The following is a 13,196-nucleotide window of genomic DNA, read 5'->3' on the forward strand; positions in this document are numbered from 1 at the left end:
GCACGGTCCCGCCGCCACCCGCTCCGCGCGTGCGTGCGTGCGGTGCGCTATGCGGCGAGCCGCTCGCGCTCCGGAGCCGATTCGGTCCGGGTCAGGGGCTGGGCGGCCCTGGACGCCGGCTTCGGCCGCTGGACGGTCAGGGCGACGAGCAGCCCGAGCACGAGTGCCGCGAGAGCGACGACCGCGATCGCCGGGGCTGAACTCGCCTGCGACAGCAGCAGCATGGCGAGTGTCGACAAGATCACGGTGGACGAACCGTAGGCGAGCTGTGCGACGGTCGGACGAGGCATGGCAATCGTGTCCTCGGAAGCGGGGGATGCGTCGTTTCTCGGTTCTCGACTCTATTCGCCTGCATGCCCTGGCAGGGCGGACGGTAAGCGTGACCTAACCAACAGTGCCGGAGCACGGGGGGCGCACGGAGTCATACCGTCCACGAAGTGGACGGACCCACGCGCCCGTTCGATGCCGCGTCGGCCCCGGTTCGGGGAACCGTAAACCGGACGTCCATTCCGCATAGTGCACTTGGCCTGTTCAAGTCAAGGCCTGTCTTTTCCGCTTAACCTCTAGTCAAATGTCGTCACTTGACTACACGCGTTGATCACGTGCCCGCGGAACCTCCACCACCGGACCTCCCTGCCGCGCGCGCGAACGCGGGGGAGGACATCAAGTGACGAGTAGACCCTGGACGTTCAGAGCCGCCGCGATCGGTGTGGCTTTCGCGGCGGTTTCCACCACTCTTTCGGCGTTCGCCGTGGCACAGGCCGACTCGGCCGCCCGTCCCGCGAACGTGGACCGGCACGACCCGCAGCCGGCCAAGGGGATGGCGGAGCACGACCTCGACGGACCGCTGAGCAAGACTCAGGAGGCGCAGCGCCAGGAGGCCCTCAACCAGGTCATATCCGGCGACGCGAAGGTGAAGGAGCGCGGCGGCTCGAAGGTCGTCGAGCTCAAGAGCCGCAAGGGCGACAGCAAGTACGTCGAGCTGGGCCGGGAGAAGACCGACAAGATCTTCACCATCCTGGTCGAGTTCGGCGACAAGGTGGACAGCCGCTACGGCGGCACCCCCGGCCCGCTGCACAACCAGATCGCCGAGCCGGACCGCTCCAAGGACAACAGCACCGCCTGGCAGGCGGACTACAACCAGGAGCACTTCCAGGAGCTGTACTTCGGCTCCGGCACCGGCTCGATGAAGACGTACTACGAGAAGCAGTCCTCGGGCCGCTACTCCATCGACGGTACGGTCTCCGACTGGGTGAAGGTCCCCTACAACGAGGCGCGTTACGGCTCCAACAAGTGCGATCCGGACAACTGCGCCTGGTACGCGGTGCAGGACGGCGTCACCGCCTGGGTCGAGAGCCGGAAGGCCGCCGGCCAGACCGACGCCGAGATCAAGGCGCAGCTCGCCGAGTACGACCAGTGGGACCGCTACGACCACGACGGCGACGGCGACTTCAACGAGCGCGACGGCTACATCGACCACTTCCAGATCGTGCACGCCGGCGAGGACGAGTCCGCGGGCGGCGGCGCGCAGGGCGAGGACGCCATCTGGGCGCACCGCTGGTACGCCTTCGGCACGGACGCCGGCGCCACCGGCCCCGACGGCAACAAGCTCGGCGGCACGCAGATCGGCGACAGCGGCATCTGGGTCGGCGACTACACCATCCAGCCGGAGAACGGCGGACTCGGTGTCTTCGCCCACGAGTACGGCCACGACCTCGGTCTGCCGGACCACTACGACACCAACGGCGGCGAGAACTCCACCGGGTTCTGGACGCTGATGTCGTCCGGTTCCTGGCTCGGCACCGGCAAGAACGAGATCGGCGACATGCCCGGCGACATGACCGCCTGGGACAAGCTCCAGCTGGGCTGGCTCGACTACGACGTGGCGAAGGCCGCGACGAAGTCCAGCCACACGCTGGGCGTCGCGGAGTACAACACGAAGAACAAGCAGGCGCTGGTCGTCGAGCTCCCGAAGAAGGCGGTCACCACCGAGGTGGTCACCCCCGCCGAGGGGCAGAGCCAGTGGTGGAGCGGCAGCGGTGACGACCTGCGCAACACGCTGACCCGTTCGGTCGACCTGACCGGCAAGGCGTCGGCCGCCCTCACCCTGGACGGCTGGTACGACATCGAGGCCGACTACGACTACCTCTACACCGAGGTGTCGGCCGACGGCGGCGCCAACTGGACCGCTCTGGACGGCACGGTGGACGGCCGGCCGATCCCGCGCGACGGCAGCGACAAGCCGGCGCTGACCGGCACGGTCGACGGCTACAAGCCGCTCGCCTACTCGCTGGACGCCTACGCGGGCAAGAAGATCGACCTGCGCTTCCGCTACCAGACGGACGGCGGTGTCGCGCAGAAGGGCTTCGCGGCCGACCGCATCACGGTCACCGCCGACGGCGCGGCGCTGTTCACGGACAACGCCGAGAGCGCGGACGCCGCCTGGACCGCGAACGGCTTCTCCCGGATCGGCGCGTCGTTCACCAACGACTACGCGCAGTACTACATCGCCGAGAACCGCCAGTACGTCTCGTACGACAAGACCCTCAAGGTCGGCCCGTACAACTTCGGCTTCTCGACGACCCGTCCGGACTGGGTGGAGCACTACCCGTACCAGAACGGCCTGTTGATCTGGAAGTGGGACACCTCCCAGGCGGACAACAACACCAGCCAGCACCCGGGCGCCGGTCTGCTGCTGCCGGTCGACTCGCACCCGGCCCAGCTGAAGTGGTCCGACGGCACGCTGATGCGCAACCGCATCCAGTCCTACGACTCGCCGTTCAGCCTGTACCCCACGGACGGCATCACGCTGCACAAGGCGGACGTGCCGACCGTCGTCCCGTCGTCGAAGGGCGTGCCGGTCTTCAACGACCACACGAACACCTACTACGACGAGTCGAACAAGACCGCGGGCGTCAAGATCACTGACACCAACACCAAGATCAAGATCGTCAAGGAGGCCCTGAACGGCTCCACGATCTCGGTCCAGGTCGGCCCTGCGGTGAAGTAAACAGCGTTTCTGCAGGTCAAAGCATGATCGGCGGCAACCCCCTGGCGGGTTGCCGCCGATCGTGTTTAGGTGCGTCCTGTGATTCTCTTATTGACACCGGACAGCACGGGGGTGTGACCGCATGGCCGCAGGAGGTTTCTGCAAGCTGCCGAACGGCACGGTGGTGGTGGCGATGAACCTGCCGAGTCCCGCCGCCGACGGCCCCGGCAGCGTGCGCGTTCTCGTCCACGCCCAGAACCGGGCGCGTGCCCTCACCAGGCTGCGCAACCTGGGGCTGCGCGCCGTCTACCTGCGGGGCAACGCCGCCCCGCCGAGCCCGGACGAGGTCACGGCCGTGCTGCACCATCCCGACGGCCTGATATGGCGCACCGCGCCCGACGCCGGGGCCGTCCAGGGAACCGACCTGACACAGGAGCTGTGGCACCCGATCCGGGCCCTGCTCAGGCGCCCGGCGCCGCAGTCCCAGCCGCAGTCCCCAGCACAGTCCCTCCTCCAGCCCCGGCCCCAGGCGCAGGGCCGCCCGGCCGCCGGGCGGCTGTAGGACCGGCCGCCGGCCGGGTGGGAGCCGCCCCCCGGCCGGGCACGGACCGGCTGCCCGCCCCGGCCGCGGGGTACCGGGCTCCCGGCCGCGGGATTACTGGGCGTCGGGCCGCCGGTTACTGGTTACTGGACGACGGGCTTGCCCGAGAGTTCCACGCCCGCCTCGCGCATCTCCTCCAGGGCCCGCTCGGTGGTCTCCGCGGCCACTCCGGCGGTCAGGTCCAGCAGGACCTGCGTGCGGAAGCCCTCCCGCGCCGCGTCCAGCGCGGTGGCCCGCACGCAGTGGTCCGTGGCGATGCCCACCACGTCCACCTCGTCGATCTTTCGGGCCCTGAGCCAGTCGGCCAGCTGCACGCCGTTCTCGTCGGTGCCCTCGAAGCCGCTGTAGGCGGCCGCGTAGGCGCCCTTGTCGAACACGGCGTCGATGGACCCGGAGGCGACGGCGGGCGCGAAGTTCGGGTGGAAGCCCACGCCCTCCGTCCCGGCGACGCAGTGCGCGGGCCAGGAGTGCACGAAGTCGGGGTTGTCGGCGAAGTGCCCGCCGGGTGCGACGTGGTGGTCGCGGGTGGCCACCACGTGCCGGTAGCCGGCGGGCGCCTGCCCGATCAGCTCGGTGATGGCGGCGGCCACGTCGGCGCCACCGGACACCGCGAGGCTGCCCCCCTCGCAGAAGTCGTTCTGCACGTCTACGACGATCAAGGCGCGGCGCATGGTCGGTGTCCTTCGACTATGGGGTCGGGGTGGGGAGCGGGGCCCGGCCGGTGGGATTCCGAGCCTATTGAGTTCGGATGCGGTAGGGGAGGGGGCGGACGGGTGCGGGTCGGCACCCGCCCGCTTTAGCTACCCGAGGGCCCGTGCGCGTACTCCGTGGGAATGACGGGTTCCCCGCGGGAGAGCTGCGTCGCGGACAGCGGCAGGTTGGCGCGGGCCGCCGCGTGCCGGTCCCGGACGGTGTCCAGCGGTTCGCGGCGGACCACCTCGCCGCCCCGGACCAGCTCGACCAGCAGCTGCCGGCCGGCCAGCTCCTCGGGCACGGGACCGGTGCCGACCACCTCGGCCTCCGCGACGCCGTCCTCGTCCAGGCGCCGCGCGGCCCACTTGCGGCCGCCGACGGAGGTCTTGCCGCCGCTGGACTTCTTCGCGACCGGCACCAGCGGGGCGTCCGGGTCGGCGGACGCGGCGCGCGCGACCAGCTTGTAGACCATCGACGCCGTCGGGTGCCCGGAGCCGGTGACCAGCTGCGTACCGACGCCGTACGCGTCGACGGGCGCCGCCGCCAGCGAGGCGATGGCGTACTCGTCCAGGTCCGAGGTCACGATGATCTTCGTGTCCCGGGCGCCCAGCTCGTCCAGCTGCTGCCGCACCCGGTGCGCGACCAGCAGCAGGTCGCCGGAGTCGATCCGCACCGCGCCCAGCTCGGGCCCGGCCGTCTCGACGGCCGTACGGACGGCCTCGGTGACGTCGTACGTGTCCACCAGCAGCGTCGTGCCCCGGCCGAGGGAGTCGACCTGGGCGCGGAAGGCGTCGCGCTCGCTGTCGTGCAGCAGGGTGAAGGCGTGGGCGGAGGTGCCGACGGTCGGGATGTTGTAGCGGAAGCCGGCCGCGAGGTCGGAGGTGGAGGCGAAGCCGCCCACGTAGGCGGCCCGGGACGCGGCGACCGCGGCGAGTTCGTGGGTGCGCCGGGCGCCCATCTCGATCAGGGGCCGGTCGCCGGCGGCGGAGGACATCCGGGAGGCGGCGGCCGCGATGGCCGAGTCGTGGTTGAGGATCGAGAGGATCACGGTCTCCAGCAGCACGCACTCGGCGAAGGAGCCCTCGACCCGCAGGATCGGCGAGCCCGGGAAGTACACCTCGCCCTCCGGGTAGCCCCAGATGTCGCCGGAGAAGCGGTAGCCGGCGAGCCAGTCGAGGGTCTGCTCGTCGACGACGTGCCGCTCGCGCAGGAAGCCGAGGACGTCCCGGTCGAAGCGGAAGTTCTCGACGGCGTCCAGGACGCGTCCGGTGCCGGCGACGACGCCGTAGCGCCGTCCGTCCGGCAGTCGCCGGGTGAAGACCTCGAACACGCTCCGCCGCTCGGCCGTGCCCGCCTTCAGCGCGGCCTGCAGCATCGTCAGCTCGTACTGGTCCGTGAAGAGCGCCGTCGAGGGAACCTCCACCGGCAGCCCAAGGTCCGCTGTGTTCATGACGAGGATGCTACCCCCATCTCGTCAATCTGACGATTTTGGGTGGCGTGGCCCCGGTCACGTCCCGCGAGGCGGCGCGTTTGTGCCTCCACCCCCCTCCGGTGGCAGCATGGGCCATGTGACGTCACCCGCACCCCTAGAGATCGAACGCACCGAGTCGGCGGAGGAGGAATTCGCCGTACCCGAGCCGGACGTCCCCTGGGTCACCATCGTCCACAACGACCCGGTCAACCTCATGAGCTATGTGACGTACGTCTTCCAGACGTACTTCGGCTACTCCAAGGACAAGGCCACCAAGCTCATGCTCGACGTCCACCACAAGGGCCGGGCGGTCGTCTCCAGCGGCAGCCGCGAGGAGATGGAACGCGACGTGCAGGCCATGCACGGCTACGGCCTGTGGGCCACCCTCCAGCAGGACCGCAAGTAGCGAGCCCGCCCGCCCACCAGCGAAAAGACTCCATGCCCGGACAATTCGAACCGCTCCCCGGCGGCGGCGCGGCCGTCGCCCTCGACGACGTCGAGATCTCCATCATCCGGTCGCTGGCCGTCCAGCTCCTGGAGCTGATCGGTCCCGGCCCCGCCGAGGACGCGCAGGGCGACCCGCTCGCCGAGCTGTTCGCCGAGGGCCCGAGCGAGCCGCCCGCCGACCCGGTGCTGCGCAGGCTCTTCCCGGACGCCTACAGCGACCCCGAGAAGGCTCCGGCGTCACCGCGGGACGCCGAGGAGCGGCGGGCGTACTCCGCCGAGTTCCGCCGTTACACGGAGAACGACCTGCGGGCCGGCAAGCGGGAGAACGCCCTCGCGGTGATCCGCTCCCTGGACGCGCTGGCCGGGGACGGCGGGGCCGTGCTGAAGCTGTCGGCGCAGGAGTCCCGGCAGTGGCTCGGCGCGCTCAACGACCTGCGCCTCGCGATCGGCTCCCGGCTGGAGATCGGCGACGAGGACGACACCGATCTGCTCTACCGGCTCCCGGACGAGGACCCGCGCAAGCCGATGGTGATGGCGTATCTGTGGCTGGGCGGCCTCCAGGAGACCCTCGTGTCCACGCTGATGCCATGATTTGTCCGGATGACGTGTTCGCTCAGAGGACGCTCAAATCCGGATAACGATCCCGTCACCGCTCCTGGGCTTTTCCGGGGCGAGACCGGTTTCTGTGACGGCCGCCACTAAAGCGTGAGTAAACGGCGTGATAAGAACTGGCAACTCCTTCGCGGCACCACCCCTCGCCGTGCTGGAGGAGCCGGCCATCACCGGCGCACACGTTGCCGGAGTGAGAAACGGTCCGAGTCCGCGGACCAACGCTCCCCACTCGCCGGACGGACGACGGCGTTCGCCCCTGCCGCACCGCACACCCCGTAGTGCTGAGCCACGCCAGCACGTCCCCGCGCCCCCGAGGTAGCTCGATGTCACTCGACTCCGTCACCACGTCCATCGACGATGCCGTCAGTGGATTCTTCGAACCGGTCGCCGAGAAACTCGGCGAGATCGTCTTCTACTCCGTCCCCGTCGGAGGAACCGAGCTGCCGCTGATCGTGGCGTGGCTCGTCGTCGCCGGACTGGTGTTCACCACCTGGTTCGGCTTCCTGCAGGTACGCCGGTTCAAGCTGGCCGTCGACGTGGTGCGCGGCAAGCACGACGACCACGGCTCCGCCGGTGAGGTCAACCACTTCCAGGCGCTGACCGCGGCCGTCTCCGGCACCGTCGGACTCGGCAACATCGCCGGTGTCGCCGTCGCCGTCTCCGTCGGCGGTCCGGGCGCGACGTTCTGGATGATCCTGTGCGGCCTGCTCGGCATGGCCACCAAGTTCGTCGAGGTCACCCTCGGTGTGAAGTACCGCGAGGTGCACGAGGACGGCACCGTCTCCGGCGGCCCGATGCACTACCTGCCCAAGGGTCTCGCCGACCGCTTCGGCCGCGGCGGCGCCAGGCTCGGCAAGGTGCTGGCCGTCCTCGCCTCCGTCATGATCCTGTTCTTCGGCCTCTTCGGCGGCAACCTCTTCCAGGTCAACCAGAGCTACACCCAGCTGGTCTCCGTGGCCGGCGGGGAGGACGGCGCCCTCGGCTCCTCGGCCGGCGCGCTGTTCTTCGGCATCCTGGTCGCCGCCCTGGTCGGCATCGTGCTGCTCGGCGGCATCCGCTCCATCGCCTCCGTCACCAGCCGCCTGGTCCCGGCCATGGCGCTCATGTACATCGCCGCCTGCCTGGTCGTCCTCGCCGTCAACGTGACCGCGCTGCCCGGCGCCGTCGGCGAAATCATCGAGGGCGCCTTCAACCCGGAGGGCGTCGCGGGCGGCATCCTCGGCGCCCTGATCGTCGGTTTCAAGCGCGCCGCGTTCTCCAACGAGGCCGGTCTCGGCTCCGCGCCCATCGCCCACGCCGCCGTGAAGACCAAGCACCCGGCGAGCGAGGGCCTGGTCGCCCTGCTGGAGCCGTTCATCGACACGGTCGTCATCTGCACCATGACCGCGCTGACCATCGTCGTCGCCAACCCGGCCAGCTGGGGCGAGGCACGCGAGGGCGAGGACATCGGCGGCGTCACCATCACCTCGGACGCCTTCGAGACCGTGCTGCCGTGGTTCCCGTACGTCCTGACCGTGGCGGTGCTGCTGTTCGCCATCTCCACCGTGCTCACCTGGGGCTACTACGGCCTCAAGGCCTGGACGTACCTCTTCGGCCGCAGCCGGACCAGCGAGACGGTCTTCAAGAGCCTCTACACGCTGCTCGCGGTGGCCGGTTCGCTGCTCACCCTGCAGACGCTGATCGACCTGGCCGACGCGGTGCTGTTCATGCTCGCCGTCATCAACATCGTCGGCCTCTACCTGCTGGCCCCCGTGGTCAAGCGCGAGCTCAACACCTTCCTGGACGCCGTGCGCGACCGCCGCGGCGGGGAGGGCGCCAAGCAGGAGCAGGAGACGGTCGACGCCGGCTGAGCCACCGGCCGCCCCGCACTGTCCGCCGGGCCCGCCCGTACCGACACCGGTACGGGCGGGCCCGGCCGTCGTTCGCTCAGAGGACGCTCAGATCCGGATAACGATCACATCACCGTGGCCGTCACCTGTGCCGAACCGGGCCCTTTATGTCCGCATCTCTTCGTGGCTCACGTCACAGGAGGCCTGCGTGATCACAGTGCGTGCGTGATACACCTTCACGATCGCCCGGCGGACGCCACCCATGTCCCCAGCCGGGTGCGCCACCGAGCCGGCAACCGCCGGCCAGGCACAACTCCAGCAGTCCGGGGGGATCGAGACCCGATCCGGAGGCCCACGAGCGGCCCGGGTCGGCATGGAGAAAGGCGCACACATGACATCGGCGCAGGCCGCCAAGGAGCATGAGGGCAACGCCCCCGAAGAGGGGTACGAGCGCGGGCTCGGCAGCCGTCAGGTCCAGATGATCGCGATCGGCGGCGCCATCGGCGTCGGCCTCTTCCTGGGGGCCGGGGCCAACATCGCCAAGGCCGGGCCCAGCCTGATCCTCATGTACGCCCTCGCGGGCGTCATCATCTTCTTCATCATGCGGGCGCTCGGCGAGCTCCTGCTCTACCGCCCGGTCTCGGGCTCCTTCGCCGAGTATTCGCGCGAGTTCCTCGGCCCGTTCTTCGGCTACTTCACCGGCTGGACGTACTGGCTGATGTGGGTGGTCACCGGCATGGCCGAGCTCACCGCCGCCGCGATCTACGTCAACTACTGGTTCCCGGCGATCCCGCAGTGGGTCACGGCCCTGGTCTTCCTGCTCGTGCTGTTCGTGGCCAACCTGATCTCCGTGAAGCTGTTCGGCGAGATCGAGTTCTGGTTCTCGATGGTCAAGGTCACCGCGCTGATCGGCATGATCGTGATCGGCCTCGGCGTGCTCACCTTCGGCTTCAGCGCCGCCGGCGACACCGCCGCCGTCTCCAACCTGTGGGCCTTCGACGGCTTCTTCCCCAAGGGCGTCGGCTCGTCCCTGATGACGCTCCAGGGCGTCATGTTCGCCTACCTCGCCGTCGAACTCGTCGGTGTCACCGCCGGCGAGTCGGAGAACCCGGAGAAGACCCTCCCCAAGGCGATCAACACCCTGCCCTGGCGCATCGCCCTGTTCTACGTCGGCGCCCTCACCGTCATCCTGTGCGTGGTGAAGTGGACCGAGTTCGCCGAGGGCGTCAGCCCCTTCGTGAAGGCGTTCGCGGTGATCGGCATCCCGGCCGGCGCGGGCATCGTCAACTTCGTCGTGCTGACCGCCGCCCTGTCGTCCTGCAACTCCGGCATGTACTCCACGGGCCGCATGCTGCGCACCCTCGCCGACAACGGCGAGGCCCCGCGCGCCTTCCGGCGGCTGTCGTCGACCAGGACGCCCGCGCTCGGCATCGCCGTCTCGATGCTGTTCATGGGCATCGGCGTGGTCCTCAACTACGTCGTCCCGGAGAAGGCGTTCGGCTACGTCACGTCCGTCGCCACCGCCGCCGGCATCTGGACCTGGCTGATGATCCTGGTCAGCCACGTGCTGTACCGCCGCGCGGTCGACGCGGGCCGGCTGCCCGCCTCGTCCTTCCCGGCGCCGGGCGGCGCGAAGCTCAGCTGGGTCGCCATCGTGTTCCTGCTCTTCGTGACCTGCCTGATCGCGTACGACGCCGACGCCCGCGTCTGCCTGTACGTGATGGCGGGCTGGGCACTCGCCCTGGCCGTCGGCTGGTTCTTCCTCAAGCGCCGCAACCCGCAGGTCGCGGGGCGCCGCCAGGCGGAGTTCGAGAAGGTCTGATCCCTGCGTGATCCCGCCATGCGGACAGCCCCGTACCACCCCTCGGTACGGGGCTGCCTTCTGCTTATCCTGACGCCATGCTGACCATCACCCAGGCCCTCTACGACCGGATCGTCGCCCACGCCCGCGAGGACCACCCCGACGAGGCGTGCGGCGTCGTCGCGGGCCCCGTGGGAGCCGGCCGCCCCGAGCGCTTCATCCCCATGCTCAACGCGGCCCGCTCGCCCACCTTCTACGAGTTCGACTCGCAGGACCTCCTCAAGCTCTACCGCGAGATGGACGACCGCGACGAGGAGCCGGTGATCATCTACCACTCCCACACCGCGACCGAGGCCTACCCCTCGCGCACCGACATCTCCTACGCCAACGAGCCCGGCGCGCACTACGTCCTCGTCTCCACCGCCGACACCGACGGCGCCGGCGACTTCCAGTTCCGCTCCTTCCGGATCGTGGAGGGCGAGGTCACGGAGGAAGAGGTCAAGGTCGTCGAGGCCTACTGAGGGCTTCCGGTTCACCTCCCGGCCCCGCCTGTCTCACCATCCGGTTGAAATCTGTCCGGTATGCGAGATCACACTCGGGGCCCGGCACCGGGAATCGATACGATGAGCCCATGGTTTTCCACGACGTGAGCGAGAAGACGCCGGGCATGCTGCTCGTGGCGCGGCTGCACGTCGACCTGTGCAGGCTCGCCAGCGCCATCTGTTGACGCTGCTCCCTGCCGCCGTACGGCCGTGAGCCGCGGCGCCCCACCCTGCGTACGACCACGCTCTTCCGCGCTGCCGCGCGCCCCGACCACACACCTCCCGACAGGAGCCCTGAGCCATGGCCATCGAGGTCCGCATCCCGACCATCCTCCGCCAGTACACCGACGGTCAGAAGGCGGTGGAGGGCAGCGGTGACACCCTCGCCGAGCTGTTCGCCGACCTCGAGACCCGGCACGCGGGCATCCGGGCCCGGCTCATCGACGAGGCGAACGGCGACCAGCTGCGCCGGTTCGTCAACGTCTACCTGAACGACGAGGACGTCCGCTTCCTCGACGGCATCAACACCAAGGTCTCCGACGGGGACAACATCACGATCCTGCCGGCCGTGGCCGGCGGCATGGCCTGATCCCCGATGCGCTACGACTCCCCGCTGGCCGCGGTGGGCAACACCCCCCTGGTGCGCCTGCCGCGGCTCTCGCCGTCCGCCGACGTCCGCATCTGGGCGAAGCTGGAGGACCGCAACCCCACGGGTTCGATCAAGGACCGTCCGGCCCTGCACATGATCGAGCAGGCCGAGAAGGACGGACGCCTGACCCCGGGCTGCACCATCCTGGAGCCCACCAGCGGCAACACCGGCATCTCGCTGGCCATGGCGGCCAAGCTCAAGGGCTATCGCATGGTCTGCGTGATGCCCGAGAACACCTCGCAGGAACGCCGCGACCTGCTCGGCATGTGGGGCGCGGAGATCATCTCGTCCCCGGCGGCGGGCGGCTCCAACACCGCCGTACGGGTCGCCAAGGAACTGTCGGCCGAGCACCCCGACTGGGTGATGCTCTACCAGTACGGCAACCCGGACAACGCGGGCGCCCACTACGCCACGACGGGCCCCGAGATCCTCGCCGACCTCCCCTCGATCACGCACTTCGTCGCCGGCCTCGGCACCACGGGCACCCTCATGGGCGTCGGCCGCTACCTGCGCGAGCAGAAGCCGGACGTGAAGATCGTCGCCGCCGAACCGCGCTACGACGACCTGGTGTACGGCCTGCGCAACCTCGACGAGGGCTTCGTGCCCGAGCTCTACGACGCCTCCGTGCTGACCACCCGGTTCTCCGTCGGGTCGGCCGACGCGGTCACCCGCACCCGTGAACTCCTCCAGCAGGAGGGCATCTTCGCGGGCGTCTCCACCGGCGCCGCCCTGCACGCCGCGATCGGCGTCGGCAGGAAGGCCCTCAAGGCGGGGGAGAGCGCGGACATCGTGTTCGTCGTCGCCGACGGCGGCTGGAAGTACCTCTCCACCGGCGTCTACACGGCGGCCACCACCGAAGAGGCCATCGACACCCTCCAGGGCCAGCTCTGGGCCTGACGGGCCCCGGCCCGGGAGGCGTTACGTGGCGAGGTGACGGACCTGGTCCCACAGGACCGGGTCCATCACCCCCACCCGCCGGCTGAAGTCCCGCACGGGCACGTCCCGCAGCTCGTCCGTCTCCAGATAGCTCGCCCGGCCCTGCGCGCCGCCGACCGAACCCGGCGGCAGCGGGATCACCCCGGCCCGCTCGTCGCGGTACGTGCTGGTGATCTCCGCGACCACCGCGTGCCGGCCGCGCACCGACAGCACCAGACACGGCCGGTCGTGGCCCCGCGTCCCCGCCGCGTCCACCGGCCCCAGCGGCTCGCCGCCCTCGGTGGACGGCACCCGCGCCCACCAGATCTCCGCCGGCTGAGGCCGCGACGATCCCTGCCGCGCGCGGCGCCGTCCGCGGCGCCCCCGGCCCCATCCGTCGACGAGCGTGGCGACCAGCGCGAGCAGCACCACCACCGCCACCAGCGGCCACCAGGACGTGTCCATACCGACGACGGTACCGGCGTCCCTCCGCTCCCGCGCGCCCCCAATTCACCTCAAGCGCCCCGTTGCCAGCCGAACCGGTGACACCGCAGGTGAGTTCCCCCACAACCGCCCTTGGCGGAGGAGCGACCGGACGTTTTGCGCCTTACGCTCGACGGACCGCACACTGCACGACCCCCGTCGCC

The 13,196-nt window shown here is 69.9% G+C and carries 13 protein-coding genes and 1 pseudogene; 10 read left to right on the top strand and 4 right to left on the bottom strand.

The annotated features are described in order from the left end of the window. Window positions 1-47 precede the first annotated feature (47 nt). Complete coding sequence (locus QC282_RS27885; protein ID WP_279552345.1) at window positions 48-290, bottom strand: hypothetical protein; 243 nt, start codon at window positions 288-290, stop codon at window positions 48-50. Between the two features lie 377 nt (window positions 291-667). Here QC282_RS27885 and QC282_RS27890 point away from each other — a divergent pair, with 377 nt between their 5' ends. Then, complete coding sequence (locus tag QC282_RS27890; protein ID WP_279552346.1) at window positions 668-3,010, top strand: immune inhibitor A domain-containing protein; 2,343 nt, start codon at window positions 668-670, stop codon at window positions 3,008-3,010. Between the two features lie 121 nt (window positions 3,011-3,131). Beyond that, a pseudogene (locus tag QC282_RS27895) lies at window positions 3,132-3,473 on the top strand (hypothetical protein); the annotation flags it as partial. Window positions 3,474-3,673: 200 nt separating this feature from the next. On the opposite strand, the gene QC282_RS27900 reads toward QC282_RS27895, so the two are convergent. Together QC282_RS27900 and QC282_RS27905 are read right to left on the bottom strand one after the other, a co-directional pair. Then, on the bottom strand, window positions 3,674-4,261 hold the full coding sequence (locus QC282_RS27900) for a nicotinamidase (RefSeq protein ID WP_279552347.1): 588 nt from the start codon (window positions 4,259-4,261) through the stop codon (window positions 3,674-3,676). A gap of 125 nt (window positions 4,262-4,386) precedes the next feature. Beyond that, window positions 4,387-5,733, bottom strand: a complete 1,347-nt coding sequence (locus QC282_RS27905) for a nicotinate phosphoribosyltransferase (RefSeq protein WP_279552348.1) — start codon at window positions 5,731-5,733, stop codon at window positions 4,387-4,389. A gap of 109 nt (window positions 5,734-5,842) precedes the next feature. Between QC282_RS27905 and clpS the strand changes: the two genes are divergently transcribed. From clpS to QC282_RS27940, 8 genes are all read left to right on the top strand, one after another. Next, window positions 5,843-6,160: an ATP-dependent Clp protease adapter ClpS gene (gene clpS / locus QC282_RS27910; RefSeq protein ID WP_279552349.1), complete on the top strand. Its 318-nt coding sequence runs from the start codon at window positions 5,843-5,845 to the stop codon at window positions 6,158-6,160. 32 nt (window positions 6,161-6,192) lie between these two features. Next, the gene (locus QC282_RS27915; RefSeq protein WP_279552350.1) at window positions 6,193-6,792 is read left to right on the top strand and encodes a DUF2017 domain-containing protein; all 600 of its coding nucleotides are present in this window, start codon (window positions 6,193-6,195) and stop codon (window positions 6,790-6,792) included. A 344-nt stretch (window positions 6,793-7,136) separates the two neighbouring features. Continuing rightward, window positions 7,137-8,663 carry an alanine/glycine:cation symporter family protein gene (locus tag QC282_RS27920; RefSeq protein WP_279552351.1) on the top strand — a complete coding sequence of 509 codons (1,527 nt, stop codon included), beginning with the start codon at window positions 7,137-7,139 and terminating at the stop codon, window positions 8,661-8,663. A gap of 370 nt (window positions 8,664-9,033) precedes the next feature. Next, window positions 9,034-10,464, top strand: a complete 1,431-nt coding sequence (locus QC282_RS27925; protein ID WP_279552352.1) for an amino acid permease — start codon at window positions 9,034-9,036, stop codon at window positions 10,462-10,464. A gap of 77 nt (window positions 10,465-10,541) precedes the next feature. Further along, window positions 10,542-10,964 carry a M67 family metallopeptidase gene (locus QC282_RS27930; protein WP_279552353.1) on the top strand — a complete coding sequence of 141 codons (423 nt, stop codon included), beginning with the start codon at window positions 10,542-10,544 and terminating at the stop codon, window positions 10,962-10,964. Window positions 10,965-11,074: 110 nt separating this feature from the next. Further along, window positions 11,075-11,170: a putative leader peptide gene (locus tag QC282_RS32370; RefSeq protein ID WP_316959376.1), complete on the top strand. Its 96-nt coding sequence runs from the start codon at window positions 11,075-11,077 to the stop codon at window positions 11,168-11,170. Between the two features lie 116 nt (window positions 11,171-11,286). Next, the gene (locus QC282_RS27935) at window positions 11,287-11,574 is read left to right on the top strand and encodes a MoaD/ThiS family protein (RefSeq protein WP_279552354.1); all 288 of its coding nucleotides are present in this window, start codon (window positions 11,287-11,289) and stop codon (window positions 11,572-11,574) included. Window positions 11,575-11,580: 6 nt separating this feature from the next. Next, entirely contained in the window at window positions 11,581-12,531 is a 951-nt protein-coding gene (locus tag QC282_RS27940; RefSeq protein WP_279552355.1) for a cysteine synthase, read from the top strand. A gap of 21 nt (window positions 12,532-12,552) precedes the next feature. Here the strand turns inward: QC282_RS27940 and QC282_RS27945 are convergent, their stop codons facing one another. After that, window positions 12,553-13,014, bottom strand: a complete 462-nt coding sequence (locus tag QC282_RS27945; protein ID WP_279552356.1) for a type II toxin-antitoxin system PemK/MazF family toxin — start codon at window positions 13,012-13,014, stop codon at window positions 12,553-12,555. Window positions 13,015-13,196: the final 182 nt, after the last annotated feature.

Source organism: Streptomyces sp. DH24 (assembly GCF_029813775.1).
In the GTDB taxonomy this organism is placed as follows: domain Bacteria; phylum Actinomycetota; class Actinomycetes; order Streptomycetales; family Streptomycetaceae; genus Streptomyces.